The 25884-nt window shown below is 71.9% G+C and carries 25 protein-coding genes and 3 pseudogenes; 14 read left to right on the top strand and 14 right to left on the bottom strand.

Annotated features, from left to right (window positions below; genetic code table 11):
- Window positions 1–8 precede the first annotated feature (8 nt).
- Window positions 9–425 (bottom strand): hypothetical protein, encoded by a 417-nt coding sequence (locus AMK33_RS14590; RefSeq protein WP_073933233.1) that lies wholly within the window; start codon window positions 423–425, stop codon window positions 9–11.
- Window positions 422–2650 carry a glycoside hydrolase domain-containing protein gene (locus AMK33_RS14585; RefSeq protein ID WP_073933232.1) on the bottom strand — a complete coding sequence of 743 codons (2229 nt, stop codon included), beginning with the start codon at window positions 2648–2650 and terminating at the stop codon, window positions 422–424. Before AMK33_RS14585 ends, AMK33_RS14590 begins: the two co-directional genes overlap by 4 nt.
- Before the next feature lie 600 nt (window positions 2651–3250).
- Here AMK33_RS14585 and AMK33_RS14580 point away from each other — a divergent pair.
- Entirely contained in the window at window positions 3251–3994 is a 744-nt protein-coding gene (locus AMK33_RS14580; RefSeq protein WP_073933231.1) for a GAF and ANTAR domain-containing protein, read from the top strand.
- Between the two features lie 27 nt (window positions 3995–4021).
- A complete protein-coding gene (locus AMK33_RS14575) occupies window positions 4022–4297 on the top strand; it encodes a hypothetical protein (RefSeq protein ID WP_073933230.1) in 276 nt (91 codons plus the stop codon).
- 19 nt (window positions 4298–4316) lie between these two features.
- Here AMK33_RS14575 and AMK33_RS14570 read toward each other — a convergent pair whose 3' ends face one another.
- Window positions 4317–5177, bottom strand: a complete 861-nt coding sequence (locus AMK33_RS14570) for a helix-turn-helix transcriptional regulator (RefSeq protein WP_201263025.1) — start codon at window positions 5175–5177, stop codon at window positions 4317–4319.
- A 131-nt stretch (window positions 5178–5308) separates the two neighbouring features.
- Between AMK33_RS14570 and AMK33_RS14565 the strand changes: the two genes are divergently transcribed.
- A complete protein-coding gene (locus AMK33_RS14565; RefSeq protein WP_073933229.1) occupies window positions 5309–5518 on the top strand; it encodes a 4-oxalocrotonate tautomerase family protein in 210 nt (69 codons plus the stop codon).
- Window positions 5519–5554: 36 nt separating this feature from the next.
- Here AMK33_RS14565 and AMK33_RS14560 read toward each other — a convergent pair whose 3' ends face one another.
- Window positions 5555–6367, bottom strand: a complete 813-nt coding sequence (locus tag AMK33_RS14560) for a hypothetical protein (protein ID WP_073933228.1) — start codon at window positions 6365–6367, stop codon at window positions 5555–5557.
- A 300-nt stretch (window positions 6368–6667) separates the two neighbouring features.
- Here AMK33_RS14560 and thrS point away from each other — a divergent pair, with 300 nt between their 5' ends.
- Window positions 6668–7891: a threonine--tRNA ligase gene (gene thrS, locus AMK33_RS14555; RefSeq protein WP_073933227.1), complete on the top strand. Its 1224-nt coding sequence runs from the start codon at window positions 6668–6670 to the stop codon at window positions 7889–7891.
- Between the two features lie 39 nt (window positions 7892–7930).
- Window positions 7931–8914 (top strand): nucleoside hydrolase, encoded by a 984-nt coding sequence (locus tag AMK33_RS14550; RefSeq protein WP_073933226.1) that lies wholly within the window; start codon window positions 7931–7933, stop codon window positions 8912–8914.
- Window positions 8915–8939: 25 nt separating this feature from the next.
- Here AMK33_RS14550 and AMK33_RS14545 read toward each other — a convergent pair whose 3' ends face one another.
- The gene (locus AMK33_RS14545) at window positions 8940–9473 is read right to left on the bottom strand and encodes a copper chaperone PCu(A)C (RefSeq protein ID WP_073933225.1); all 534 of its coding nucleotides are present in this window, start codon (window positions 9471–9473) and stop codon (window positions 8940–8942) included.
- A gap of 185 nt (window positions 9474–9658) precedes the next feature.
- On the opposite strand from AMK33_RS14545, the gene AMK33_RS14540 reads away from it, so the two are divergent.
- Window positions 9659–11362, top strand: a complete 1704-nt coding sequence (locus AMK33_RS14540; protein WP_073933224.1) for a glycoside hydrolase family 13 protein — start codon at window positions 9659–9661, stop codon at window positions 11360–11362.
- Between the two features lie 42 nt (window positions 11363–11404).
- Here the strand turns inward: AMK33_RS14540 and AMK33_RS14535 are convergent, their stop codons facing one another.
- Complete coding sequence (locus AMK33_RS14535; RefSeq protein WP_073933223.1) at window positions 11405–11791, bottom strand: hypothetical protein; 387 nt, start codon at window positions 11789–11791, stop codon at window positions 11405–11407.
- Window positions 11792–11989: 198 nt separating this feature from the next.
- Between AMK33_RS14535 and AMK33_RS14530 the strand changes: the two genes are divergently transcribed.
- The gene (locus tag AMK33_RS14530; RefSeq protein ID WP_073933222.1) at window positions 11990–12766 is read left to right on the top strand and encodes a hypothetical protein; all 777 of its coding nucleotides are present in this window, start codon (window positions 11990–11992) and stop codon (window positions 12764–12766) included.
- 2 nt (window positions 12767–12768) lie between these two features.
- On the opposite strand, the gene AMK33_RS14525 is transcribed toward AMK33_RS14530, so the two are convergent.
- On the bottom strand, window positions 12769–13140 hold the full coding sequence (locus AMK33_RS14525; protein ID WP_073933221.1) for a DUF6479 family protein: 372 nt from the start codon (window positions 13138–13140) through the stop codon (window positions 12769–12771).
- 705 nt (window positions 13141–13845) lie between these two features.
- On the opposite strand from AMK33_RS14525, the gene AMK33_RS14520 reads away from it, so the two are divergent.
- Both AMK33_RS14520 and AMK33_RS14515 read left to right on the top strand, forming a co-directional pair.
- Complete coding sequence (locus AMK33_RS14520) at window positions 13846–14226, top strand: MerR family transcriptional regulator (RefSeq protein ID WP_073933220.1); 381 nt, start codon at window positions 13846–13848, stop codon at window positions 14224–14226.
- Between the two features lie 241 nt (window positions 14227–14467).
- Window positions 14468–14671 carry a cold-shock protein gene (locus AMK33_RS14515; protein ID WP_003969786.1) on the top strand — a complete coding sequence of 68 codons (204 nt, stop codon included), beginning with the start codon at window positions 14468–14470 and terminating at the stop codon, window positions 14669–14671.
- Window positions 14672–14753: 82 nt separating this feature from the next.
- Here the strand turns inward: AMK33_RS14515 and AMK33_RS14510 are convergent, their stop codons facing one another.
- Both AMK33_RS14510 and AMK33_RS14505 read right to left on the bottom strand, forming a co-directional pair.
- A complete protein-coding gene (locus AMK33_RS14510) occupies window positions 14754–15656 on the bottom strand; it encodes a serine hydrolase (RefSeq protein ID WP_107425107.1) in 903 nt (300 codons plus the stop codon).
- Entirely contained in the window at window positions 15653–16591 is a 939-nt protein-coding gene (locus AMK33_RS14505; RefSeq protein WP_235618100.1) for a LysR family transcriptional regulator, read from the bottom strand. Before AMK33_RS14505 ends, AMK33_RS14510 begins: the two co-directional genes overlap by 4 nt.
- 114 nt (window positions 16592–16705) lie before the next feature.
- On the opposite strand from AMK33_RS14505, the gene AMK33_RS14500 reads away from it, so the two are divergent.
- Window positions 16706–18334, top strand: a complete 1629-nt coding sequence (locus AMK33_RS14500; RefSeq protein WP_073933218.1) for a penicillin-binding transpeptidase domain-containing protein — start codon at window positions 16706–16708, stop codon at window positions 18332–18334.
- A 66-nt stretch (window positions 18335–18400) separates the two neighbouring features.
- Complete coding sequence (bla, locus tag AMK33_RS14495; protein WP_073933217.1) at window positions 18401–19321, top strand: class A beta-lactamase; 921 nt, start codon at window positions 18401–18403, stop codon at window positions 19319–19321.
- A gap of 22 nt (window positions 19322–19343) precedes the next feature.
- On the opposite strand, the pseudogene AMK33_RS14490 reads toward bla, so the two are convergent.
- A pseudogene (locus AMK33_RS14490) lies at window positions 19344–19493 on the bottom strand (antibiotic biosynthesis monooxygenase); the annotation flags it as partial.
- A gap of 750 nt (window positions 19494–20243) precedes the next feature.
- On the opposite strand from AMK33_RS14490, the gene AMK33_RS14475 reads away from it, so the two are divergent.
- Both AMK33_RS14475 and AMK33_RS14470 read left to right on the top strand, forming a co-directional pair.
- Window positions 20244–20519: a winged helix-turn-helix domain-containing protein gene (locus AMK33_RS14475; protein ID WP_073933214.1), complete on the top strand. Its 276-nt coding sequence runs from the start codon at window positions 20244–20246 to the stop codon at window positions 20517–20519.
- 437 nt (window positions 20520–20956) lie between these two features.
- Window positions 20957–21700, top strand: coding sequence for a hypothetical protein (locus tag AMK33_RS14470; RefSeq protein ID WP_073933213.1), 744 nt, complete (start codon window positions 20957–20959; stop codon window positions 21698–21700).
- A gap of 110 nt (window positions 21701–21810) precedes the next feature.
- Here AMK33_RS14470 and AMK33_RS41395 read toward each other — a convergent pair whose 3' ends face one another.
- From AMK33_RS41395 to AMK33_RS14450, 4 genes and pseudogenes are all read right to left on the bottom strand, one after another.
- Entirely contained in the window at window positions 21811–22356 is a 546-nt protein-coding gene (locus tag AMK33_RS41395) for a hypothetical protein (RefSeq protein ID WP_167748570.1), read from the bottom strand.
- Between the two features lie 33 nt (window positions 22357–22389).
- Window positions 22390–22452 (bottom strand): annotated as a pseudogene (locus tag AMK33_RS45170) (hypothetical protein); the annotation flags it as partial.
- Between the two features lie 235 nt (window positions 22453–22687).
- Window positions 22688–23488: pseudogene (locus AMK33_RS42155) on the bottom strand (recombinase family protein); the annotation flags it as partial.
- Between the two features lie 128 nt (window positions 23489–23616).
- Entirely contained in the window at window positions 23617–24471 is an 855-nt protein-coding gene (locus AMK33_RS14450; RefSeq protein ID WP_073933211.1) for an SCO2400 family protein, read from the bottom strand.
- Window positions 24472–24704: 233 nt separating this feature from the next.
- Here AMK33_RS14450 and AMK33_RS14445 point away from each other — a divergent pair, with 233 nt between their 5' ends.
- On the top strand, window positions 24705–25868 hold the full coding sequence (locus tag AMK33_RS14445) for a sugar ABC transporter substrate-binding protein (protein WP_073933210.1): 1164 nt from the start codon (window positions 24705–24707) through the stop codon (window positions 25866–25868).
- The last annotated feature ends 16 nt before the right edge of the window (window positions 25869–25884 follow it).

Below are 25884 nucleotides of genomic sequence, written 5' to 3'. Positions count from 1 at the left end.
GCTTTCTGTCATGGCCGAGGGATCTCGGCGTACAGCATCGGATCGATCGTGAACGCGACCGCGGGCGCGACGAGCGCCGCGGCGGCGACGAGCGCGTACCAGGCGCGGAAGACGTTGACCGCCTGGACGACCAGGTAGTTCGCGAACACGCACATCAGCAGGTACGGGACGGTGAGGAGGACGATCGCCGCGACGGCCGGTCCCATGCCGTCGTCGGTGTCCGCGGGGGACGGCTGCTCCGCCCAGCCGTGCCGGGGGAGCACCCACGTCTCGAGGAGGCGCCACGGCATGTCGATGACGCTGTTGCCGACGTAACCGAGCAGCAGGTTGACGACGACGGCGAGACCGAGGGTCGCCGTCACACGGCTCCGTGTGGTGCGCAGTTCGGCCAGGACCGTGTTCTCCTCCCGTCCCGCACCCGTCACCAGACGTCGCCCCGGGAGAGCGCGTTGTACTTCTCGAACGTCCCGTACACCTGGAGCCGCTTCTCCGCCTCCGTCTCGGCGTTCGAGGTGTCGCCCTGGTAGTACTTGAGGTAATCGAAGACGTTCTGGGGCGAGGAGGTCAGACTGGGGCGGGGCACGCCGTACTTGACCGCGTGGTAGCGGTGCACGTAGCCGACCTGCCGGATGTTGAACTCGGGGTCCTCGTTCAGCTGCTGCCAGATCGCCCACACGTCGGCGTCGCTGGCGGGGTCGCGTGTCGCCCCGCTGAGGACACCGTCCCTGATGGCCTGGTTGCGGGCGTTGATGGCGGTGGCCGCGAAGATCTGGCCGGGTCCGGTGCTGGCGTCCCGCTTGATGAACCTGTCCGCGAGCGGCGGGACGGTCTGCACGCCCGAGTGGTAGACGCGGACGCCGATGTCGCCCAGGTAGTCGAGGGACGTGTCGTAGTGGCGGGTCTCCCAGAACACGGGCACCTGGATCAGGGACTTGCGCATCTTCAGGGCGCGGGCCATACCGGTGATCAACGCGTCGTTGTGCAGCACCAGGTCGAGGCTCTGCTTGATCGACCACTTGGTGTTGGCCGAGGTCTCCCCGATGCCGATGTCCTTCATCGTCTGCCGGATCTCCAGCAGCAGCGCCTCGTGCGCCTCCGTCGGGAGCTCGCTGTCGAGAAGCGTGTCGGGGGCGACCGGGTCGAAGCTGTTCTCCCCGATGTCCCGCCCCGACGCGATGTTGTGGTCGATCTCGATCCGGCCGTCACCGGACCCCACGGTGCGGGTGACGATCTGGTCGTACGCCCAGTTGGCGGGCATGGCGTAGCCGAGGTTGCCGGAGTAGCCGGACGACATGTCGGACACGAACGACGCCGAGGCGTACCCGGCGGCCGAGACGCGGGAGCACACGTTGCGCGTCCCGTACACACCGATGCGGTACGCGTCGTCGATGTGGGCCATCTCCTGGGCGATGGCCCGGAAATAGGGGAGGACCCACTCGGTGATCTCGTAGTCCTGGGTGTCGTAGTCGACGGCGAAGAAGATCCGCGCGCCGTGCTTGAAGCCGTGCTTCGCCGCCTGGGCCACGGCCAGTCTGGCGTCGGCCGTCCCCTGCTCCGGACGGAAGTAGTCGGCGGAGTCGGCGAAGGTCTGGAAGATCGGGTAGCAGCGCAGCCCGTTGTCGGCGATCGTCTTCAGCTCGCCCGGCTGGATCTCCTTGTGCACCAGGTCGCCGCTGGGGGTGGGGTCCGGGTTGTACAGGTACCGTCCGACGTACTTGATGCCCTCGGACTTCAGTGTCCGCGCGCGCGCCGGAGTGATCAGCGTGACCCCGTCGCATGCCTCGCCCCTACGGGACTGGTCGCCGTAGGAGACCAGCAGCGACGACCAGGTCTGGAAGTCGCCGATGCCGCTGACGGGCAGCTTCACGAACGACTGGAACGCCTCCACGCCGACTTTGACGTCACCGGTGAAGTTCCCGAAAGGGACGTTGCGCGCGTTGAGGATCATCGCGGCCGTGAACAGTTTCGCCCAGGTGCCGACGGTGCCGACCGCGACGGTGTGGTTCCTCAGGCCGGCCTGGGTGCCGGGGCCGAAGTTGCCGTTGGCGGTGCCGTCGGCCATCCCCAACTCGTACTGGATGGCGAAGAGCAGTGACTTGGCGACGTCGCGGGAGTGGTGGCCGTCGCAGGGGATGACGAAGAAGTCCCTGCGGTGGATGTAGTGCCCGTTGAGCCACTGCTGGATCGAACGGATGGTGTCGGAGCCGCTGTTGACGGTGACGTAGGCGTCCATGTTCAGCAGGCCCTTGAAGACCTTCGGAACCAGGTCGGAACCGGGGTACACCGAGTCCACGCCCATGTCCGCCTTGAGCCGCGCGACGGACGAGGCGACTCGGTCGCTGTACTTTCCGTCGATGCCGCCGCCGTCGTATCCCTTGCAGTACAGACCGGACTGGATGATGCGTATGAAGTCGGCGGACGGCGCCGTGGAGGCGTTGATGACCGGGTGTCTCGACTGCAGTGTGGAGAGCGTGCCGGGGCCGAAGTTGTTCGACAGCGCGTCGATGCCGAGTTCCCACTGAAGAGCGCGGGTCAGGGCGTACATGACCGGCCACCCGGTTCGCCCGTTCTCCTCGACCGTCATTCCTATGCGGCTGCCGTAGACGCGGTTGATGAACTTCTGGGCGTTGAGAACCATTTCGTCGGCCATGGGGGGCGGCTTCTCCTTGAGTGGTCGCGGTTCGGCGAGGTGAGGAGCGAAGGGGCGAACAGGCCGGGGAGCGTGCTTGGCCGTCCGGTGCCACGGTGCGTTCAGTGGCGGGGGGACGGGCTGTGCCGGTGTGGACGACGCGGGCAGCCGGCACCGGTGTGAAAGGCGGACTCCCCCATGGCGACGATCTCCCCCGTCAACGGATGGTGTGTCGAACCTGTGTTCGAGGAATCATCCTTTTCGGCCCGGCGATCACCATAGGTGGACAGTGAAGGAAGGGTGCAAGATCCGTAAAGAAGGATGGCTTGATCACGCCGACGCCGCCGGGGCCCGGGGAGAAGTGGGCAATCGTTTGGTTTTGCCCTGCGTTTTCCCTGTGTCTTTCCTGTGCGGTGATGGAGGACCGGAACGTTCCGGTCGGCCGGGTGCGGTACGGGATGGCGCGAAACCGACCATGTCCATGCCCGGTGGAACGGGTGGTCGCACCGTCCGCGTGCGGGCCGGTGAGAGGCTCGGGAACGAGCCGAGGTCCGGGTTTCGGAGTGGGGCGGGCCGGGTAGTCGGGGGCTCACTTCCGGGGGTGAACGGCCGAAGGAGGCGGTGGGCGTGCGGCCCGGGGACGACCCTGGGGGCGAGCCGGACAGGGACGACGAGTGGGTGCTCGGCGCGATCGCCGCGGAGCTGCGTGACACCGAGCCGGCCGCCGTGCCGGGGCGGCTGTGCGCGGTGGCCGTCGAGCTGCTGCCGGTGGACGGCGCGAGCGTGTCGCTGCGCGGCGACGGCCTGCTGCCCGTACAGCTCGGCGCCTCCGGTCCGCAGGCCGCGCGTCTGGCCCAGCTCCAGGCCACCCTGGGCGACGGCCCCTGCCGCCATGTCCTGGAGGCCGGCACGCCGGTCCTCGCCCGCGACCTCGCCGCCGCCGGCTGCGCCGACCGCTGGCCCGTCTTCGCCCAGCAGGCGCTCGGCGCCGGAGTGCGCGCCGTGTACGCGCTCCCCCTCGGCAGCGGCACCGTCTGCGTCGGCTCCCTCGACCTCTACCGCGACACCCCCGGCGGACTCACCGACGGCCAACTCCGGGTGGCCCGGCTCGTCGCCGGCGTCATGACGGTGGCGCTGATGGACCTGCCGTACGACCTCCAGGGCGACGACGAACCCTGGCTCAGCGGACTGGCCGCCGACCACGACCGTGTCCACCAGGCCGTCGGCATGATCATGGCCCAGTTGGGCATCGGCGCCGACGAGGCCCTGGCCCGGCTGCGCGCCGACGCCTTCGCCCACGGCCGCACGGCCCTGGAGGTCGCCCTGGACGTGGTGGCCCACCGCCGCCGCTTCGACACGCCCTGACCGCGCGCTTGCCTACTCTTCACGGTCATGGACATAGCCATTCTCTTCCTCACCTGTGTCGTGATCCTCGGCGTCATGTCGATCCGGAACCACCTCTCCCGGGCGGACCGCCGCGCCGCCCGCGTCGAGCGCAGACTCGACGCGGTGATGCGGCACTTGGGCCTCCACGAGGAGATCCCGGGGAGGGACGAGATCCTCGCCCTCGTACGCGAGGGCAAGAAGATCCAGGCGATCAAGCTCTACCGCGAGACCACGGGCGCGGACCTGGTCGAGGCCAAGCAGGCCGTGGACCGCCTGAGCTGAACCACCCCCGCCCGAGCGGTCAGCGGGCCGCCCCGGGGAGTTCCTGGGTGCCGATGACCGACAGGAGGCCGAGCAGCTCGGCGCTGTCGGTGCCGACCGCCGGGGTGAACCAGAGAAGCCGCTGCCGGCCGTCCTCGCTGAACAGGTTGAGGCAGTTGACCTCGACCACGCCGAGGGCGGGGTGGACGATGCGCTTGCGGTCGTCCCGGCGGAACGCCACGTCGTGCTCGGCCCACAGCGCGGCGAACTCGGCGGAGCCGTCGAGCAGCGCGCCGACCAGCGAACGCACCTCCGCGTCCTTCGCGTTCCGCCGGGCGGCGGCCGCGCGCAGATCGGCGACGAAGGCGCGGGACTGGGCCGCGTGATCCGCTCGCGGATACAGCCGCCGGGCGTCGGGCTCGGTGAACCACCGGTGGACGAAACTGGCCCGCGCGCCCCGGAAACCGGAGTGGTCCCCGAGCAGCGCCACCGCGAGCGGATTCTGTACGAGGGTGACGTGCAGGTCGGTGATGACCTGCGCCGGTGTCGACGTCAGCCGGGCGAGCAGGTCGAGCATCCCGGGGTGCACGTGCGAGGCGGCTCCGCCCTGCACCGGCACCGGGCGGTTCGCCAGGCGGTAGAGGTGGTCGCGCTCGTCGGCGGTCAGGCGCAGTGCCCTGGCCAGCGCGGCGAGCATCTGCTCCGACGGCTGGGAGCCGGCTCCGCGCTCGAGTTCGTTGTAGTAGTCCACCGACGCCCCGGCGAGCTGCGCGACCTCGTCACGGCGCAGCCCGGGAACCCGGCGCCGGGGCCCGGAGGGGAGCCCGACGTCGGCCGGGCGGATCCGCTCCCGCCGCGACCGCAGGAAGGCGCCCAGCTCGGTGTGTCTCACAGAACCCATGCCCCCATGCTCCGCCCGGCCGGGCGGCCGGCACAGGGGACGACATCCCCTGGTTCCGCCGTCCGGCGGCGCGCACCGTGGAGGACATCACCCTCGAAGAACTCGAAGAGCTCGAAGAAGGAGTAACGGTCATGCCTTTCGCCCACTTCAAGGTCCCCGCGGGGACCCTCACCGCCGAGGACAAGAAGAAGATCGTCGAGCGCACCACCGACCTGTACGCGGAGATCTACGGTGAGCGGGCCCGGCCCACCACCGTCGTCCTCGTCGACGAAGTCGCCGACGGCGGCTGGGGCGTGGCCGGCAACGTCCTGACCGCCGCCATGCTCAACGGCGACGCCTGACCCGCCGCCGGAAAGCCGGGAAAGGGGCCCCGCCCGTCAGACCCGTACCCGTGCCTGCCGGCCGACGTCCGCCAGGCGGTCCGCGCCGAGTTGGGTCATCGCCTGGGTGACCTCGGGGAGGACCGCGCCGAGGCCGCCGTTGGTGAGGGTGATCGTGTCCTCGCCGACGCGGACCGCCGCGAGGTTCACGGTGAGGTACGTCGGGGCTCCGTCGGACGCCTTCCCGGTCATCGTCAGCCGCAGTCCCGCCCGCGCGTCACCGGCCTCCGGCAGCGGGAGTTCCGCCACCTCGACGAGCTGGGCGCCGGCCCGGACGGTGGTCGCCTCGAACCGCTCGCACTTCTCCGGCAGCGTCCTCAGCCAGGCCAGGACACGGTCCACGTCGGCGGGCGGGTGCGCGGCGACCTGGTAGCGCAGCTGGGAGTCGTTGTAGGCGTCGTCGAGCGTGGCGGTGGCGTTCGGTCCGGCCGGCGGGCCGAACAGCTCCTCCGTGTAGAGGGCGTCGAGCAGCCGGCGGCAGTCGGCGTTCTCCGTCCTCGCCTTGAGCATCCCGTCCCGCCAGGTCGCCGCGCCCCGGCTCGCCATCCACGGCTCCCCCAGGTCCGCCTCCGTGATCAGCGCCGCCCGTAGCTGTTCCTCGCTCAGCGCCTGGGCGGAGGGTGAGGGCCGGGCGGCGGGGGAAGCCGCGGGGGACGCGGGAGCGGAGGCCGCCGGGGGCTCGGACACGCCCGCGGGCAGCGCGCGCGGCACCTCCCGGTCGCCGGCCACGCACGCCGCCGCGGTCAGCAGGGCCGCCACCGACAGCGCGGCGGCGAGGAGGGTGCGGGCGGCGGCCGGGGCATGGGTCATCGGGGTGCCTCCTGGGGGAACCGGGCCGTCCACGAGCGGACGTGCTCCTACGGCATCACCGGGCCGCCCGCCCCACCAGCGCGGCGGGCCGTCCGGGTGAGCCGCCCGGAGGGAAAACGGCTCGCCCGCCGCCCGTCCCCCTGTTAGCGTCGTCGGCATGCAGCGCGCCCACTCGTCCCGCACGACGACGCCGGACCAGGTCCCGGCGCGCTGACAGCTGACCACTGACGAAGCCCCGGGGCGAGTGCCCCGGGGCTTCGTCGCGCGTGGTGCTCGCCTCCCGACCACGAGGAGCCCACCGTGCAGCACGACCACCGACGTCTCGGCCGCGAACTCGGCCTGTTCGACACCGACCCGCTGATGGGCGCGGGCCTGCCGTACTGGCTGCCCGACGGCGCCGTCGTACGGCACACCCTGGAGGAGTACGTCCGCGAGGCGGAGCGCGCGGCCGGGTACCGGCACGTGTACTCGCCGGTGCTCGGCAAACGCGAGCTGTACGAGATCTCCGGGCACTGGGACCACTACAGCGAGGACATGTTCCCGCCCATGGAGCTGGGCGCGGAGCAGGTCGTCCTGCGGCCGAGCCTCTGTCCGCACCATGCCCTCGTCTACCGCTCCCGCTCCCGCAGTTACCGCGAGCTGCCGTTGCGCCTGGCCGAGCTGGGCGGCATGTACCGCTCCGAGCCGTCCGGGGTGCTGGGCGGACTGACCCGCGTACGGGCCATCCAGCTCAACGACGCGCACATCTTCTGCACCCTGGAGCAGGCCGTCGAGGAGGCCCGCGCCGCCCTCTCGCTCATCTCCCGCGCCTACGCAGACCTCGGCATCCGCGCCGCCCGCCACCGTCTCTCCCTGCCGGGCGGCGGCGGCAAGTACGTCGCCGACCCCGCCCTGTGGGAACGGGCCACCGCCCTCCTGCGTGAGGTCCTGGACACCTCCGGGGTCGAGTACGAGGCCGTGGAGGGCGAGGCCGCCTTCTACGGCCCGAAGATCGACGTGCAGATCACCGACCCGGCGGGCCGCGAGGCCACCCTGTCCACCGTGCAGATCGACTTCCACCAGCCGGAACGCTTCGACCTGCGCTACACCGGCCCCGACGGCGCCCGGCACCGCCCCGTCATGGTGCACCGCAGCGTCATCGGCAGCGTGGAACGGGCGGTCGCCCACCTCCTGGAGCAACACGGCGGCGCCCTCCCGGTGTGGCTGGCACCGGTGCAGCTCGCGGTGCTGCCGGTGGGCGGGGCACAGGAGGAGCGGGCGTACGACGTCGTACGGCGGGCCGGTGAGCTGGGCCTGCGGGCGGAGGTGACCGGAACCGGCGAGGGCAGCCTCGGTGCCCGGATCCGCCGGTCCCGGCTGGTCCCGTACCAGGCGGTCCTCGGCACCCGGGAGGCCGAGGACGGGCTGCTCGCCGTACGGCTCAGGGACGGGAGGCGGCCCGGCGCCCTGCCCGTGGAGGAGCTGCTGCGGCGGATCGCGGAGCGGTCAGGCCGGCGGGGTACCGGTCTCTGGGATGCCGCGTAGGGTCGGCAGTCACGTGTGCAGGCGGAAGGAGTCCTCGTCGTGACCAACGGTCGGCCCGTTCCGGTGATCATCGACTGCGACACCGGTGTCGACGACGCCCTGGCCCTGCTGTTCGCCGTACGCCACCCGGGGATCGACCTGCGCGCGGTGACCTGCGTGGCCGGGAACACGGACGTGGACGGTGTCGTCCGCAACACGCTGACCGTGCTGGAGCAGGCGGGCGCGCCGGAGATCCCGGTGGCGCGGGGTGCCGAGCGTCCGCTGATCGAGGCGGCGCGCTCCGCCCGTCACGTCCACGGCCACGACGGCATGGGCGACCTCGGCCTGCCCGCCCCGCGCCGCACCCCCGCCGACGTGGACGCGGTGACCCTGCTGCGCCGGGAGATCCTCGCCTCCCCGCGCCCGGTCACGCTCGTGCCCACCGCCCCGCTCACCAACGTCGCCCTGCTGCTGCGCACCCACCCCGAGGTCACCCGCAACATCGAGCGGATCGTGTTCATGGGCGGCGCGGCGGCGGTCGGGAACGCCACGCCGGTCGCCGAGTTCAACGTCTGGCACGACCCGGAGGCCGCCGCGATCCTGCTCACCGCCGGGGTGCCGATCACGATGTACGGCCTGGACGTGTTCACCCGGGTCGTCGTCCCGGCGGCGGACGTGCGCCGGCTGCGCGCGAGCGGCGAACCGGGCACCCGGCTCGCCGGTGAGCTGCTCGCGCACCGCCCCGCCACGCCGGGCAGCCGCCCCGACGACCCCACCGAGGACGCCGGCGGCCTCGGTGACGCGGGCGCGCTGTGCGCGGTCGCCGACCCGGAGGGCCTGACCACCCACCGGCTCCCCGTCGAGGTCTCCCTGGCCCCCGGCCCGGCCCGAGGCCAGACCGTGGTCGACCGCCGCCCCCGCGTCGGCGAGTCCGAGATCCACGAGGGCACCCGCGAGCAGCCCCTGGTGGACGTCGGCCTGGACGTGGACGTGGCCCGCTATGTCCAGCTGTATCTGGCGACGGTCGAGCGCACCTCGGAGTAGCCGTTCACCGGGGGGCGGCCGGAGGTCACTGCTTCGGACCGGTGCTCTCGTCGTACACGGGCGGCTGCGCCTGGATGCCGAAGGTGGTCGATCCGGCGTCCTCGAACCGCAGGGTGATCTCGGTGGCGTCGCCGCCCCTGATCACCTGGCGCACGTCCCGCAGGACCAGGTGGTCCTTGCCGGGTTCCAGTTCGACCAGGTCGTTCTCGGGCAGCTCCACGCCGTCCGGCAGGCGCTCTTCGTCGGCGTCGACGATGTCGACGGACTCGGCGATCGGCGAACTCGCGCCCACCAGCCGGTCGTCCCCGCCGCCCTTGTCGTAGAGCCACGCGTACACGGGGACGTCGTCGCCCGGCTGCCACGGATCACCCGTCGGTTCGGCCAGATGCGCGTACCGGATCATCAGGTCACCGACACGGGCGTTCTGCCCCGGCGCGTCCCAGTCCGGAAGGGAGAAGTCCTCGTCCGCGCCGCAGCCGCTCCCCGCCAGAGCGAGGGTGACGGCGAGCGCGGTCGCCACCAGGCCGTGCCGGGAGCGCGGTGTGCGGGAAAGGGCCATGGTCGCTCGTTCCTCTCGCGGGTCACCGTCCTCCGCGCTGAGTAGCCCGGGTGGATTCCGGCAAACCGTGCGGAAAGGATCTCGCCACACCGGCAGGGAATGGCTCCCCGCTGTCGGTGTGTTCGCTTTTACGGTGTTGTGGACAGATTCTCTGCCGGTACCCGCACGCACCCAGAGGAGACCGCGTGACCGATCGCACCCCCACGCCCGACCCCCGGCCGCCGCACCCCGCCCCCGACGCCACGCCCGACCTCTCCTCCAGGAACCCCGACTGGTGGCGGCAGGCCGTCGTCTACCAGGTCTACCCCCGCAGCTTCGCCGACGCCGACGGCGACGGACTCGGTGACCTGCGCGGCATCACCCGGCGCCTCACCCACCTCGCCACACTCGGTGTCGACGCCCTGTGGATGAGCCCCTTCTACCCCTCCGAGCTCGCCGACGGCGGCTACGACGTCGCCGACCCGCGCGACGTCGACCCGCGCCTGGGCACCCTCGACGACTTCGACGCGCTCGTCGCCGAGGCCCACCGGCTCGGCCTGAAGGTGATCGTCGACATCGTCCCCAACCACAGCTCCCACCAGCACGTCTGGTTCCAGGAGGCGCTGCGCGCCGGGCCCGGCTCCCCGGCCCGCGACCGCTACGTCTTCCGCGACGGCAAGGGGGAGCGGGGCGAGCTGCCGCCCACCGACTGGCAGTCCGTGTTCGGCGGCAGCGCCTGGCAGCGGGTGCCGGACGGACAGTGGTACCTGCACCTGTTCGCCGCCGAGCAGCCCGACCTCAACTGGGGCCACCCGGACGTCCGCGCCGACGTCCGCACCACCCTGCGGTTCTGGTCCGACCGGGGCGTGGACGGCTTCCGCGTGGACGTCGCGCACGCCCTCGCCAAGGACCTCGACGAGCCGCTGCGCGACCTCGGCGCCCCCGAGCTGAGCCGCGAGGGCGCCCTCACCGACTTCCCGCCCGGCACCCACCCCTTCTACGACCGGGACGAGGTGCACGAGATCTACCGCGACTGGCGCAAGATCCTCGACGCCTACTCCCCGCCCCGGATGGCCGTCGCCGAGGCCTGGGTCCCCGGCGCCCGGCGCGCCCTGTACGCCCGTCCGGACGAACTGGGCCAGGCCTTCAACTTCGAGTACCTACAGGCCGGGTGGGACGCGGAGGAGCTGCGCCAGGTCATCACCGACTCGCTTCAGACCGCGCACGCCGCGGGCGCCTCGGCGACCTGGGTGCTCTCCAACCACGACGTCGTCCGGCACGCCTCCCGGCTGATGCTGCCGCCGGGCACGGACGAGAACGCCTGGCTGCTGTCCGGCGGCCGCGCCCCCGCCGTCGACCCGGACGCCGGACTGCGCCGGGCCCGCGCCGCCACCCTGCTGATGCTGGCGCTCCCCGGCTCGGCCTACCTCTACCAGGGTGAGGAGCTGGGCCTGCCCGAGGTCGCCGACCTGCCCACCGAGGTCCTCCAGGACCCGATCTGGGAACAGACCGGGCACGTCCGCAAGGGCCGCGACGGGTGCCGGGTGCCGCTGCCGTGGACGACGACCGGTCCGTCGTACGGCTTCGGGGCGGCCGGTGCCTGGCTGCCGCAGCCGCCGTCCTTCGCCGCGTACGCCGTCGAGGCACAGGACGGTGCCGAGGGCTCGACCCTGGAGCTGTACCGCACGGCCCTGCGCACCCGCCGCAAGCTGATCGACGGCGAGACGCTGACCTGGGCGGAGGAGACCCCGGCGGGGGTCCTGCAGTTCGACCGCGGCGACGGCTGGCGCTGCGTGACCAACCTGTCCCCCGACCCGGTCTCCCTCCCGGCGGGCGAGGTCCTGCTGACCAGCGCACCCCTGGAGGAAGGCCGCCTCGGCCCGGACACCACGGCCTGGCTCGGCCGCTGACCCGCACACCGCCCCGTTCCCGGCGGGCCGGGACCGGGGCGGTCAGGGCGGGCCCGTGGCCGACCGGACCTCCGGGGGCTCCCTGGGCGGCTGCGGATGGCCGTCGGCCTCCAGCAGCGGGGCCCGGTGGCGCTCCGGACGGTGCAGGCCCTCCGGCGGGACGCGGCTGCGCGGCGCGTCGGAGACGCCCGGCAGCGGTACCGGACGGCGGGCGACCAGGTGTCCGACCCAGTGGCGTCCGCAGTGCTCGCAGGACGGGGCGCCGTCGGGGGTGTACGGGGAGGGGACGGCGGTGTTGTCCCGGTAGAAGTACTCCCACTCCTCCCCGCGGCCGTCCATGTTGCGCTGGACGTCGTAGTCCACGCTCCAGTGGTGCCAGCACGTGCCGCACGTGAACTCGACCCGTTCGACGGCAAGCTCGGTGATCACACCGGAACACCTCCCGTGCCCGTTTCACTGCCTTTCGATGCCCTTCGCTCCACTGTGCCCCTCCCGCCGTCCGGTCCGGAAGCGGGTTCCGCGCCCGGCCCACCCGTACGGCCGTTCAGTGCGGGCGGCCCGCGCGGACACCCCGGCAGAATCGGCTCCGGGGGTGTCCGTGACGGCCGTACAGGGAGCCCGCCGACGATGAACAGGTCCGGCAGGACAGCGGCGGCCGCCGTACTGACGGCGGCCGGGATCCTCGCGGGCGCGTGGCCGGCGGGCGGGGCCTCCGCCGCCGACGGCGCCCCGGCGGCGCGCGACCGGGTCCTGTGGGGCGAGGTGACGATCCCGCCCGGCCGGGACGGCATCGTCGAGGCCGTGGGACTCACGGGCCCCGCCCTCGGCAACGGTTCCACGCTGACCCTGACCGCCCCCGCCGGGGCCCGGGTGACGGGTGTTCCCCTCGACGCCCCCGGCTACCGGGGCACCGTGGCCGCCGACGGCCGCGGCGCCGCCTACACCGCGGTCTCGGCGGAGCTACCCTGGCGGGCGGGCACCTTCCCCTTCGTGCTGGCGGTCCCCGCGGACGCGGTGCCCGGGACCCGGCTGAACGGATGCGTCCTGCGGCTCGCGGACGCGGCCGGCGCGCTCCGGGCGACCGGCGGCTGCCTGGTCACCGTGGGGCTGGACGAGCCGACCCTGACCCGCCCGGAGTCCGGTGTGCCGCTGGGCGCGCGGCCGGCGATCGCCGGTACGGCCCACCCGGGCGCGCGGATCACCGTCTCCGACAAGGACGGCCACGAGGTGTGCACCGACACGGCGGGGTCCGACGGCCGCTGGAGCTGCGCTCCCGGTCCCGCCCTCCCGGACGGCCCCAACCGGCTCCAGGCCACCGCCGCCCTGAACGGCGTGAGCGCGTCGAGCGAGCAGATCCAGATCACCGTGGGGGCCGCCGCCCCGGCCGCCGCCGCGGCCCGCTGACGTCACACGTGCCCGGGGCCTCCGCTGCCGAAGCCGCCGCTGGAACCGGGCAGCCAACGCTTGCGTTGCTGGTCCTTGCCCGTTCTGGTCGCGGAGTGATGGAGCTCGTAGGGCATGAGCCGTGAGCCGGTCCTCGACATGTCCGGCATCTCGTCCGGCTCCCGCATCTCCCGCATCTCGTGGACCGCGCCGCCGTCCGGCAGTCTCGGCTGGTCCTCCGGGGCGGGGCGGGGCTCCTCCCGGTCCATGTACCGCATCCCGACACGTACGGCCCAGATCAGCGCACCGGCCACGACCAGTCCGCCGATGAAGGCCGCGAAGACGGCCCACCTGTGCGTACTGACGGCCAGAACTACATACGTTGCCGTGTTCATGTTTCCGAGTATGGCCGAAGAAATGAGATAAAGCGCCTGGAATGTCCGACCCTGTCACGCTCGTGGCCCGCCCCGGCGGGCGCCCGCTCCCACGGCATGACAGATTGCGCCCAGAGGAAGGCCGGGACGGGCCGTCGCGTCCCCACGTGTGCAGCTCGGGGCCCGTACCCGGCCTTCCTGCCCCCGCACCCGTCGGCGCCGACGCCCGGCGGCGAGCAGCCCACCACCCCCGCCTCCCGGCGCCGGGAGGCGGGGCGGCTGGGCCGGCTGCCGGGGGTGGTCCGTGTGGTCTTCGTCGGGCGGGGGCTCGACGCCCCGGCGGCCGCCGTCGTCCGCCGGGCCGGCACCGGCGGTGCGACGCTCCACCGTCGCTTCCCCACCCGCGTCGGCATCGGCGATGCGGCTTTCCGTGGCCGACTGAGGGGCACGCGCCCGGCCTCCGCGCCGACGGCTTCATGGCCGCCCACCCATCTGCCGGACGTCGAGGTCCTCCGGTCCAGTGGCGGTCCCACCACCACTGGACCGGGCTCGGCGCAACGGGCCCGTACCGCACCCGCCGGGAGGAGGCGTAGCAGCCGTACGCGTCCAGGCGCAGGACATCTGCCGTCGCCACGGCAGGTTTTCCATCGGGCCGACTAGAGTTCCCCCCTGGGGAACCCGTCCCCGTGGCGGACCGTGCCCACCGTGGTCCGCGGAAAGGTGCGTATGCCCTCGGAAAGTCAGCCGTACGCCGACGGCCGGCAGCCGGACCAGGACCGGCTCCCCGTCGCCGACCGGCTCGACGACGACCATTTCCCGGCCTACACCATGGGCAGGGCCGCCGAACTGGTCGGAGTCACACCCGCTTTTCTCCGCGCCCTGGGCGAGGCGCGGCTGATCACCCCGACGCGCTCGGAGGGCGGCCACCGCCGCTACTCGCGCCACCAGCTCAGGCTGGCCGCCCGGGCCCGCGAACTGGTCGACCAGGGCACACCGGTCGACGCCGCGTGCCGCATCATCAGCCTCGAGGACCAGCTCGAACAGGCCGAACGCGCCAACGAGGAGCTGCGCCGGCGCGACGCGGGGACGGTCCACGGACGCCGCTGAAAATCTATACCCGCCGAAACAGTATTTCCGCTCCCGCTGAAGAAAATCTCTTTCCCTAAACACGCCACCGGCGTTTTATTCCAGTGATTTTCCTCGCTTGCCGTTGACTTTTTCCGTGCTAGGCTGACGCCAGTTGCAGTTGTGGTTGCCAGTTTGCTACCGGGTCTCCGGGCAGGTGATCATCGCGACGATGAAGGGATTCGTAAAGTGCGAGTCCCGGCACTGTCTCAGGAGAATTGATATGGCCACCGGTACGGTGAAGTGGTTCAACTCGGAAAAGGGCTTCGGCTTCATCGAGCAGGACGGCGGCGGCGCCGACGTCTTCGCCCACTACTCGAACATCGCCACCTCCGGCTTCCGTGAGCTCCAGGAAGGCCAGAAGGTGAGCTTCGACGTCACGCAGGGCCAGAAGGGCCCGCAGGCGGAGAACATCGTCCCCGCCTGATCCAGGCGCAGGGATTGCAAGAGCAGGGGCCCGCACTTCGGTGCGGGCCCCTGCTCTTCGTTTTCCGACCCCTTATTCGCTTTCATTCGGCGCGGGACCGACGTGACCGCAGCCCTTTCGCCCGCAGCGCGTCCACCGCGGTCCGCGCGGCCGTGCCGATCACCGCGTCGGCCGCCGGAAGAGTGGCCGCGGTGTGCGCGGTCCGGGTGAACACGGCGACGGCGTAACGGCCCCCGTCCGGATACTCGACCACGCCGACCTCGTTGCGCAGGGTCGGCAGGCTGCCGGTCTTCCCGGCGACGTGCACGTCGTCGAAGGGGAAGCCCGACGCCAGGCGGTGCGGCCACACCTGCAGCCCCAGGATCCGCCGGACGGCCGCGCCGTGCTCCGGCGTACACGCCTCGTCCCGCCACACGGCGGCCAGCAGCCGGGTCATGTCGCGCGGCGTGCTGCGGTTGGTGCGGGCCGGGTCGAGCGCCCGCAGCCGGGTGATGACCCGCGGGTCGGCGAGCGCCCGGGCACCGTCGGGACCGGCGTCCTCCTTCACGGTGGCGAGCATCTCGCCGAAGGAGTGCACGGCGAGCGTCCGGGTGAGGCCGAGCCGGGCCGTCGTCGCGTTGACGGCGTCGAGGCCCACCCGGCGCAGCAGCAGGTCGGCGGCGGCGTTGTCGCTGACCGTCATCATCAGGAACGCCAGGTCGCGCAGGGACATCCGGACCGCGTCCAGCATGGCGGCGACCCCGGTGGGGCCCGTGGTGCGTCCGGCGGGCGGGCACTCCACCTGCTCGGTGAGGTCCAGCAGGCCCGCCGCCGCCTGTTCGTGCAGCGTGACCAGGACACACAGCTTGTGGACACTGGCCGTGGGGACCGGCTGGTCCGCCCCGGCGTCGAGCTGCGCCCCGGAGTCGATGTCGAGCGCGTGCAGCCGGCCGGTGACCCCGGCGTCGGCGAAGGCCGCGTGGATGCGGGCGAGGGCGTCGGTCACAGCCAGTACTCCGATGCCGGGCGCAGGTGCAGCGGGCGGGACGGTACGTCGGAGGTCGCTCCGGCGGTGGTGCGCAGCGCGTGCGTGGCCGCCTCGGCGAAGGCGTGCACGGCGGCGTCGCCGCGCCCCTTGGACCAGGCGGCGGAGTGCCGCAGCGCCGGCGCCCCGCCGGTGAGCGGACGCCATACGACGTCCGGGTCCCCGCCCTCCGGGGACGGCGGCAGGGCGTCGCGCGGGCACAGGGCGACGGCCCCGGTGGAGAGCACCAGACCGCGTACGAAGCTGGCGCCCTGGCCGTGGCGCACGACGGCGGGGGTGAAGCCGCCCCGGGCGCAGGTGGTCAGCAGGTCGTCGTAGAGGGCGGGGGCCGCGGCGCGCGGGAACAGGATCAGGTCGTGGCCGGCCAGCGCGACCAGCGGTACCTCGTCGAACCCGGACGCCCCGGCCGCGCGCGGCAGCAGCACGCCGAGTTCGCGCCGCAGCACCGGGCCCAGTTCCAGGCCGGAGACGTCGCACGGGTGGTGGACGATGCCGACGTCCAGTTCGTGGGCCGCGAGCCGGGCGAGCTGCTGCGCGGTGGACAGCTCGTGCAGCTCCAGCTCCAGGCCGCCGTGCCGGCGCCCGAAGTCGGCGAGCAGGGCGGCGACGGTCTCGCCGGAGAGGTCCGGGGGCAGCGCCGCCCGCAGCAGCCCGGTCTCGCCGTCGCGCACCCGGCGCGCGGTCGCCAGGAACGACTCGGAACGGGCGAGGAGTTCACGGGCCTCGGCCAGCAGCAGCCGCCCCGCCTCGGTGATCGTCACCTGGCGGCTGGTCCGCTCGAACAGCCGGACGCCCAGCTCCCGTTCCAGCCGCTGGATGCGCTGTGACAGCGGCGGCTGGGCCATCCCCAGACGGGTCGCGGCACGCCCGAAGTGTGACTCTTCTGCAACAGCCACGAAGCACTCCAGGTGCCGCACCAGGTCCACGACCAGTAATGATATCGAGTACTAATCGATCTGTGACCGATAGCGGTCTTGGACGTACGGCCTCGCCGCTGCTGTTGTCGGCGCATGAGTTCTTACACCGACTTCCCCCATGACGCCCCCCGCCGTCGCCGCCCGCGCAGAACGGCGAAGGCCCTCACCGCCGTGGCGGTGGTGGCCGCGATCGCCGCCGGCGGGGCGTACGCGGCCGGCCTCGGCCCCTTCGAGGACGAGGCCGGCCCCGACCCGGAGGCGGTGGCCGAGGCCCGCGCCTTCCTCGCCGACTGGGCCGCCGGACGCCTGCCCGACGCGGCCGCCCGGACGACCGGACCCGACCGCGCGGAGGAGGTGCTGCGGAGTTTCACCGCCGGGCTCGACATCGAGAAACCGAAGCTCACGGCCGGAAAGCCGGAGGAGGCCGAAGACGGCACGGTCACCGTGCCCTTCACCGCGCGGATGCCCGTCAAGGGCCTCGGCACCTGGACGTACGCCTCGAAGCTGCCGCTGCGGGAGCAGAACGACGGCGCCTGGAAAGTGGACTGGAAGCTGTCGCTGGTCCACCCGCGGCTCAGCGATACGGAGAAGTTCCGCCTGGAACGCGAGGAGACCGAGCCGGTCGAGGCCACCGACCGCGACGGCGCGACCCTGTCGGGCACCACCCACGCCTCCCTCGCCCCCGTACTCGCCCAGCTCGCCGGCGGCGGGGACGGCGGCGGGCCGCGCGGCGCGGTGCAGCTCGTCGACCGGGCCACGGGGAAGGTGGAACGCACGGAGGCGTCCTTCGGCGGCGAGGACACCCTCAAGGACGACGGCCCCGTCCGCACCACCCTCGACGCCGACTGGCAGTCCGCCGCCGAACGCGCCCTCGCCGAGGCCGACGGCAAGAACGCCGCGCTCGTCGCCCTGCGCATCGACGACGGCGAGATCCTGGCCGTGGCCAACTCGCCCGCCTCCGGCTTCAACCGCGCCGTCTCCGGCACCTACGCGCCCGGCTCCACCTGGAAGATCGTCACCAGCGGTGCCCTGCTGCTGAAGGGCGCGGTCGCCCCGGACGACGTCGTGGACTGCCCCAAGTACCTCACGGTCGGCAAACGGTTCCAGAACGTGGAGACGTCCGAACACCCGGGCGCCACCTTCCGCAAGGACTTCACCGAGTCCTGCAACACCGCGTTCATCAGCCTGCGCGGCAAGCTGGACGAGGGGGAGCTCGGGGAGGTGGCGAAGAAGTACTTCGGCGTCGGCCAGACCTGGCACGTGGGCGTTCCGTCGTACGACGGTTCCGTGCCGGTGCCCCGTAACGCGACGGAGAAGGCCGCGTCGATGATCGGGCAGGGCCGGGTCCAGGCCAACCCGCTGATCATGGCGTCGGTCACCGCGACGGCCGTGTCCGGCACCTTCCACCAGCCCTCGCTCGTCGACGGCACCGAGGACACGACCGCCACGACCCCGCTCCCGCCGGAGGTCGCGACCCAGCTCCGCGAGCTGATGCGGGCGACCGTCACCGAGGGAACCGCGCGCGTCCTGGCGGACCTGCCCGGCGACATCGGCGCCAAGACCGGTACCGCGGAGGTCTCCGACGAGCAGGACAACAACGGCTGGATGGTCGCCCACCGGGGCGATGTCGCCGTGGCCTGCGTGGTCGAGGAGGGCGTCACCGGAGGCGGCTCGGCGGGACCGGTGATCCGCTCCCTGCTGTCCGCCGTACCCGAGTCCTGACCGAACCGTCCTGACCTGACAGTCCTGTCCGAGCCGTCCTGCCCGAACCGTCCGAAAGGGACCTCCGTGACCGCACGCCCCTCCCGCCGCGCGTTACTGCTGGCCGCGGCCCTCGCCCCCGTGGCGGGATGCGCCACCGGCACCCCGGCGCGCGAGCGCGGCCAGGCCGGCCCGCCGGCACCGAGCCGCACCCCCACGCCCTCACCGGTGGACCCCCGGAGCCTCACCGACCTCGAACGCGAGTACGGCGCCCGGCTCGGGGTGTACGCCCTCGCGACCGGGACCGGCGCCACCGTGGTCCACCGCGCCGACGAACGCTTCGCACTCTGCTCCACCTTCAAGACGCTCGCGGCGGCCGCGGTCCTGGACCGGCACCCGGTCACCCGTCTGGACCGGCGCGTCACCTACACCCGGGCCGACCTCGTCGCCTACTCACCGGTGACCGAGAAGCACGTCGGGACCGGCATGTCCCTCCGCGACCTCTGCGACGCGGCCGTACGGTACAGCGACAACACGGCCGCCAACCTGCTGCTGCGCGAACTCGGCGGCCCGCGCGCACTCACCGCCCACCTGCGCGGACTCGGCGACCGCGTGAGCCGCCTCGACCACGACGAACCCGAGCTGAACAGCAACCCGCCGGGAGACCCGCGCGACACCACCAGCCCCCGGGCCGTCGCCGCCGACTACCGCGCCCTCGTCCTCGACGACGCCCTGCCGGCCGCGAAGCGGGAGCTGCTGACGGACTGGCTGGTCCGCAACACCACCGGCGACCTGCGCGTCCGGGCCGGCGTTCCCCGGGACTGGAAGGTCGGCGACAAGACCGGCACCGGCGACTGGGGCCGGGCCAACGACGTCGCCGTGCTCTGGCCGCCGCGCGGCGCCCCGCTGGTGATCGCCGTCCTGACCGAGCGGCCCGACCGCGGGGCCGACCCCAGCGACGCCCTGGTCGCCGAGGCCACCCGCCGCGTACTCGCCGCCCTGCTCTGAGCCGAGGGGGGCGGCTCCGGCGTCAGTCCTGCTTGGGCGCGGCCTGCTGGACCACCTCGAAGGACCACAGCGTGGCGTCCGTGGCCGCCGGGCGGGGCTTCTCGCCCTGGGCCCCGCCGTGGGCGGCCTGGCCGCGGCCGGCCATCCAGCGCTGGAAGTCCTCCTCGGTCCGCGACACCGAACGCCCCGCCTCTGAGGGTGGGAGACGGGGCGTTGTCAGGGGAAGTGCGTTTACACGCGGTTGCGGGACCGTTCGTTGACCAGTCGGAGGGCTTCGCTCAGCTCGTGCTTACGGGTCGGCACGCACCGATAGCACTCGCACGACGGCAGGTCGACGTCATGCGCGGCGGGAGGTCATCGCCGGACATGACCTCGATCGGCTTCGACCAGGTCCGGCCGCCGTCGCGGGACACGCTCATGGTCATAAGCACGTGGTCGGGTTGTTCGTCGGCGGACTGCTCGGCGGGCATCCGTTCATCGTTCATGCCGACACCCCCGCGTAGTCCTGGCCCATCGTCGCCAGCACCGCCGCACGCCGTCGCTCACGCTGCCCTCGGCGTTCCTGTTCGCGCTCGTGGTGGATGAGGTACGGGCGGATGAGCGGGAAGGCGTCCGCTCCGATCACCTCTGCCGGACGCGGAAGGCGCGGAGTCGGCAACGGCCAGGGAACCCGGCGTACCCGGGTCGGCACGGCTGCTCGTCGCTTTCCACGGCAGGCAGGAACAGGCTCAGGATGACGGCCAGTAGGCTTCGCAATGTCGTTCGCTTCTTGTCAGCGTTAGGCCATGCCCCGGGACGCCTCGCACGCGTCGCCGGGGTCTTTCCGTATGGACACTGTACGTAACTGCGTGGGCCCGCGTGGCTGTGTTTGGCACCGCGTGGCCAAGCGTCGCCGTACGGGGCCACGGACGACGCTGAACTCATGGACTTGCGGTATGCCTACGTTCGGCTCGCCGACGAGATCGAGGCCGACATTCGATCGGTGCGGTTCGCGCTGGGTGCTGCCCTGCCTGGCGAACGCGCGATGATCACGGAGCACGGCGTGTCCATCGACACCGTCCGGCGCGCGGTGAAGGTGCTACGCGAACGCGGGCTGGTGACCACGGTCCCGCACAAGGGCTCCTTCGTGACCGGAACCCCAGACGCAGAAACGCCCCCGCCAGGGTCCCGCAATGGGGATCCTGACGAAGGCGTGTAAACGATCTACACGGCCGTGCCGGACGCGGCGGCGGACGCACGACGCGGACGGCGGCGACTGGTGGACGTGACCGGCTTCAGAGCGGCGCTGCCGTCGGACACTGTGGTGACGCGGTAGGCGATGACCAGCGGCTCCAGGGCAGGTTGGGTGTATGCGGTTGTGGGGATGGCGCTAGTGGGCGTCATGCGGCCGGGGCGTACGGGGCCGCGCCACCGATCAGCGCCAGGGCCAGCTCGGCGTTGCGTTTCAACGGCACGTCCAGCACGGCGAGCGCGCGGTCGTTCGCCGTGCGCCAGTGGTCGGCGTCGTCGCGGTCGTGTTACCGGAGCGGGGGCTCCCGCTCTTATGTGATTGCTTGGCCCCGCCCTGTCACGAATGATCGTCGATCTTCCACGATCTGTTCCCTTGATCTGGGTCGTGGGGGCACGATGCCCGGTATGGGAGATGTGCGTGGGGGCGGGGTGGCTGTGGCGCTCGCTGCGGCCGCGATGCTGGTATTGGGCGGCTGCGGGGACGGCGAGGAGACTCCGGCCGCCCGGGAGTCGGAGCCGTCGATCGAGGAGTTGCAGGACGACGTTCTGAACCCGGGAGACGACTCGCTGGTCGAGGAAGAAGACTCGCTGATCAGGGAAGAAGAGGTGTACGAGGAGCCGGCCACATCGGGGCCGGAGGGGGAGATCAACGCGAAGGCGGATGCGGAAGGCTGGGTGTACGACAGCCTGTACGGGTCGGCGGCGGAGTACGTGCAGGATATGTGTGACTCACTGCCGGACCAGGCGGAGGACTGGTCACCGGCGCAGTGGTTGGCCGAGGGCGGCTACATGACGGATGACGGTGAGGCGATCCTGAAGTTCGGGGTGCCGAAGCTGTGCCCGGAGTGGTCGAAGACGGTCAAGGCTGCTGCGTCTGGGAATTATGAGCGGTGGATATCGGGCGGCGAGTATGAGGTGAAGGCGAACCCGGCACCGTTCGACCCGGAGTCTGAGTCGGATGTGCAGGAGATCGGTCCAGGCACGTACCGGGCGAAGGGTGAGTTCTCGGATTGTTACTGGGAACGCACGTCGCAGTCCGGGGACATCATCGCGAACCAGTTTGTGACCCAGGCCCGTACGTTGACGGTGACGCTGCAGGCTGGGGAGTTGTTCAAGAACGACTGTGGAACGTTCAAGCCAGTCGGCTGAATCTGTACAGGGGATGGCCCCGCCACCCGGGGGGTTCGGTGGTGGGGCAAGGCGGGGACCGATAGGGCGTGTAATCGCGCTGGATGGACGCCAGTGGGCGAGCGCGGTGCCTACACCTTGTCGCCGTCCTCACCCGCCCACCGGATGCCCACGCGCTCCTCGGTGTTCGCGCGCAAGCCGCGTCCGGCGGCTTTGGCGATATCGACCGCATCGACGAACAGTGCCAGGAACGCGCGCCGTTCGGCCAGGTCCCACGACTCCCACAGTGAGCCGGGGCCGATCGGGTCCTCGCCCGGCTCGGTCCACTCCGCCGGGATATCCACCGTGTTCTCGGCGGCGGCTTCCAGGTCGGCGACGCGCGCCGTGACGACGGCTTCCTGGTCCCTCAGCCGCAGCGCCGACTCGCGGTACATGACCTGGCCGGTCTCGTCGTCGTACAGCCCGGCTTCGCGGTCGGTCTGGAGGTTGTGTCGAGCGGCGCGGACGTGTTCCAGCTCGGTGCGTGCTGCGACCAGCTCGGCCTTGCGTTCACTGGTGTCGCGCTGTGCGGTGAACCGCTTCGAGGCTTCAGTGAGTAGGCGGCTGTCCGCCGGGTCGGCCGGGTCCAGCGCGGAGAGTCGCATCCACACGCGGCGAGCCACGATGTCGTCGACCACGCCCTGGGAGACCGCCAGCCCGCCGTGCCCGGCGACCGCACCACGCGGGCGGTGGCACCGGTAGTACGGCTTCCCGCTGCGGACGTCGCCGACCATGTTCGCCCCGCACACGCCGCACCGCAGGATGCGCAGCCCGGCCAGCAGTGTTGGGACGGATCGCTTCTCGCGCCGGGGAACGGTCGACCGGCCGTTGAGGACGTCTTGGAGCTCCCACCACGTTTCCGCCGGGATGATCGGCTTGTGTGCCATGAGCGGTGCGCCGTCGACGTACAGGATCTCGGCCTTCCGGCCCTGGCCGGTGATCGCGTACCCGGCGAGTCGCGAGTCGCGGGTCACGGAGGACGCGGAAGACGGTCGTGCTGTGCCACGGTGTCCGCTCCAGCGGCTTGGACATCCCGCGCGCGTGCCGGGCCTTGAGCCGATTCTTCCCTGTGTCGCCAAGCCGGTCGGTCTTGGTCGGCTCGCCTTCCTGGGTGAGCTTGGTCGCGATCGCGGAAGCACTGGTGCCGTTCACCGCGTCCTCGACCATGCGCCGGACCACGGGCGCTTCGTCGTCGTCCGGGACGAGCTGGACGATCGACAGACCCTCGCGGGACACGCGTTCCGTGGTGAAGCCGTACGGTGCCATGCCCGACACATGCGAGCCGGCTTTGCGCAGGGTCTCTTTCGTCGCGGTGACGTAGGCGGACTTCATGTCCGACTCCTGCTGGGCCAGGGCGGCGATCAGACCGAAGATGGAGATACCCATTGAAGTGGACGTGTCGAGGTAGGGCTCTTCGACGGACACGAGCAGGACGCCGTACTTGGACAACTCTTCCTGGATGTGCATGGCTTCCATCGCGCCGCGTCGGGTGAGCCGCGACAGCATGAAGACCACGACGGCGTCGATCTCACCGTTACGGGCGGCCTCCATCATGGCCTCGAACTCCGGACGGATGACGTCCGGGTCCCAGCCGGAAACGCCGATGTCGGCGAACGTACCGGCGTGGTGCCAGCCCTTCGCCGCGATGAGCGCATCGCACTTCACGTGCTGTGCCTCTGGTGACGTACGAGAATCGCCCTCGCGCCGCTTCGACTGGCGGATGTAGACGACGGCGCGGACTTGGTCGGGAGTCCCCTTCTGGGCGTTCATCAATGCCATGTGCACAATTTGACCACTTATTTGGTTTCAATGATGCTCATATACCGAATTCCCCGCAGGGCCGGTCCGGGTCACGCGGCGGGGCGCGGCCCGTGCGGGCGCGCCACCCCGGCGGGAGGTCAGCCGAGGCAGATCACCAGGAGGCAGAGTCGGGAGGGGTCCGGCTCGGTCGCCGGTGGTGTGGCGGGAGGGGAGGGGGCGGGCTGGGAGCCGTCACCCTGATCGGTGCGGCCGTCGGTGCCGCCGCCGTCGCTGTCGGCGGCCGGGGGCGGGGACGCCGGCCGGGTGGCCGTCTCGGAGCCGGACACGGATTCCGGTCCCGATCCTGATCCCGATCCCGTGTCCGAGCGCGCACCGGAGCGGGAGACGGAGTCCGGGGAGGTCGTACGCGGCTGCGACGGCACCGCCGTCTCCGGGACGGCGGCGCCGTCCGTGCGGGTGTCGGAGGGGGTGGTGGGCGCCGGTGCGGCTTCGGCGTCCGTCCGCCCGCGCCTGTCGTCGGCCGAGGGCGACCGGTCCGTACGGTCCGTACGGTCCGGGGAGGACGTCGGGACGTCCAGGCCGTCGTCGTACTGGTCCGCGGGGGCCTCCGCGCCGCCCATGCCCCGGAGGTCGGGTGCCGTGGCGGCCTGGGTGCGGTCCGTGCCGCCCCGGTCCAGGGAGGCGAGGGCCAGTCCGCCGCCGACGAGGGCGACGGCCGTCGCGACCAGGGCCCGTCGCTGGGTCTTCTTCCAGCGGACCAGTTGCCGCCGCCGCGCTGCCCGGCCCGTACCCGTGGGCCCGGGAGCCCGCGGTACATCGCCGGGAGGTGAGGGCGGGGGAGTGACGACGGCACCGGTCGCGGCGGCCGTCGCCGGTCGGGGGACGGTGCGGCCGCCGATGACGGCGGGCGCGATGTCGGGGGCGTAGGCACCGCAGCCCGGGCAGACGAGGGCGCCGTTCAGGTGCCGGCGACACGTGGAGCAGTAGTCCATCCGCTGTCTTCCTGAGTTGACGTACCGACTCCGACGCCCGCCGGGGCGACCGGTCCGGAGCAGGGGACAGCCACGCTAACGACGCTCCCGGCCCACTGTGTGCAGCCTGTGTGCCGCTCCTGCGCACATTCTCCGCGCAGCTCGCGAGAGTGCCGTGAGCATGGATGCCGCACCACCGCACAACGGACACAGTCACCTGGTCGCCCCGCAGCACTCGCCCGGAAGGCCCCCACGTGAACCCCCGTACCACCCCCCACACCACCTCCCGTACCCGCGCCGCCTCCGTACGCCGCCCCGCCCTGCTCCTGACCGTCGGCCTGTCGGCCCTGTCGCTCACCGCGTGCGGTGTCGTCGGCGCGGTGGGTGGCGGCGACGACGCGTCCGCGTCACCGGGCAGGAGCTACGACATCACCGTGGGCCTGCTGCTGCCCGACAAGGACACGGCGCGCTTCGAGAAGTTCGACCACCCCCTCATCGAGGACCGTGTCTCGTCCCTCACCGACAAGCAGGGCGAGGTCGTCTACGCCAACGCCGAGGGCAGCAAGGACAGGCAGAGCGAGCAGTTCCGGAAGATGGTCGCCGACGAGGTCGACGTGATCGTGGTGAACGCGGTGGACTCCAGGGCGATCGCGCCGGACGTGGAGAAGGCGAAGGGGGCGGGCATACCCGTCATCGCCTACGACCGTCTCGCCGAGGGTCCGGTCGACGCGTACGTCTCCCACGACAACGAGCTGGTCGGTCAGGTGCAGGGCCGTGCCCTCGTGAACGCGCTCGGCGAGGACGCCGAGAACAGCAAGGTCGTCATGATGAACGGCGCGCCCGCCGACCCGAACACGGCGCTGTTCCGCAAGGGCGCGCTCGGTGAACTGAACGGCAAGGTGGACATCGTCAAGTCGTACGACACCAGGAAGTGGCTGCCCGAGGTCGCCGCGGAGCACATGCGCGAGGCGGTGAAGGAGGTCGGCGCCGGGAACATCGCCGCCGTCTACTCGGCGAACGACGGCATGGCCGGTGCCGTCATCGAGGTGCTGGAGGACGCGGGTGTCACCGACCTGCCACCGGTGACCGGGCAGGACGCCGATCTGGCGGCGGTGCGCCGGGTCGTCTCGGGCAAGCAGTACATGACGGTGTACAAGTCGTTCCTGCTGGAGGCGACGGGGGCCGCGGACATGGCGGTGGCGAAGGTGCAGGAGCGGTCGATCCAGTTCGACGCGCTGGCGCGTGACGTGGTCGACAGCCCGACGCGCAAGGACATCCCGGCGATGCTGGTCCCGGTGGTCGCCCTCACGAGGGAGAACATCGAGGCCACAGTGGTCCAGGACGGCGTCTACACCGTCGAGGAGATCTGCACCGGGGCGTACGCGGCGGACTGCGCGGAGATCGGCCTGACGTCGTAGGGAGTCATAGGGAAAG

Origin of the sequence: Streptomyces sp. CB02400 (genome assembly GCF_001905725.1) — a bacterium.
GTDB classification, from domain to species: Bacteria; Actinomycetota; Actinomycetes; order Streptomycetales; family Streptomycetaceae; genus Streptomyces; species Streptomyces atrovirens.
This window is presented reverse-complemented; position numbering and strand designations above follow the sequence as displayed.

What these genes read in the sequence shown, in the direction of transcription:
- AMK33_RS14585 (WP_073933232.1), bottom strand. Translation starts at nt 2,650, where the DNA reads ATGGCCGACGAAATGGTTCTCAACGCCCAGAAGTTCATCAACCGCGTC.
- AMK33_RS14575 (WP_073933230.1), top strand. Translation starts at nt 4,022, where the DNA reads ATGGACATAGCCATTCTCTTCCTCACCTGTGTCGTGATCCTCGGCGTC.
- AMK33_RS14570 (WP_201263025.1), bottom strand. Translation starts at nt 5,177, where the DNA reads ATGGGTTCTGTGAGACACACCGAGCTGGGCGCCTTCCTGCGGTCGCGG.
- AMK33_RS14565 (WP_073933229.1), top strand. Translation starts at nt 5,309, where the DNA reads ATGCCTTTCGCCCACTTCAAGGTCCCCGCGGGGACCCTCACCGCCGAG.
- AMK33_RS14560 (WP_073933228.1), bottom strand. Translation starts at nt 6,367, where the DNA reads ATGACCCATGCCCCGGCCGCCGCCCGCACCCTCCTCGCCGCCGCGCTG.
- AMK33_RS14545 (WP_073933225.1), bottom strand. Translation starts at nt 9,473, where the DNA reads ATGGCCCTTTCCCGCACACCGCGCTCCCGGCACGGCCTGGTGGCGACC.
- AMK33_RS14530 (WP_073933222.1), top strand. Translation starts at nt 11,990, where the DNA reads ATGAACAGGTCCGGCAGGACAGCGGCGGCCGCCGTACTGACGGCGGCC.
- AMK33_RS14525 (WP_073933221.1), bottom strand. Translation starts at nt 13,140, where the DNA reads ATGAACACGGCAACGTATGTAGTTCTGGCCGTCAGTACGCACAGGTGG.
- AMK33_RS14520 (WP_073933220.1), top strand. Translation starts at nt 13,846, where the DNA reads ATGCCCTCGGAAAGTCAGCCGTACGCCGACGGCCGGCAGCCGGACCAG.
- AMK33_RS14515 (WP_003969786.1), top strand. Translation starts at nt 14,468, where the DNA reads ATGGCCACCGGTACGGTGAAGTGGTTCAACTCGGAAAAGGGCTTCGGC.
- AMK33_RS14500 (WP_073933218.1), top strand. Translation starts at nt 16,706, where the DNA reads ATGAGTTCTTACACCGACTTCCCCCATGACGCCCCCCGCCGTCGCCGC.
- AMK33_RS14475 (WP_073933214.1), top strand. Translation starts at nt 20,244, where the DNA reads ATGGACTTGCGGTATGCCTACGTTCGGCTCGCCGACGAGATCGAGGCC.
- AMK33_RS14470 (WP_073933213.1), top strand. Translation starts at nt 20,957, where the DNA reads ATGGGAGATGTGCGTGGGGGCGGGGTGGCTGTGGCGCTCGCTGCGGCC.
- AMK33_RS14450 (WP_073933211.1), bottom strand. Translation starts at nt 24,471, where the DNA reads ATGGACTACTGCTCCACGTGTCGCCGGCACCTGAACGGCGCCCTCGTC.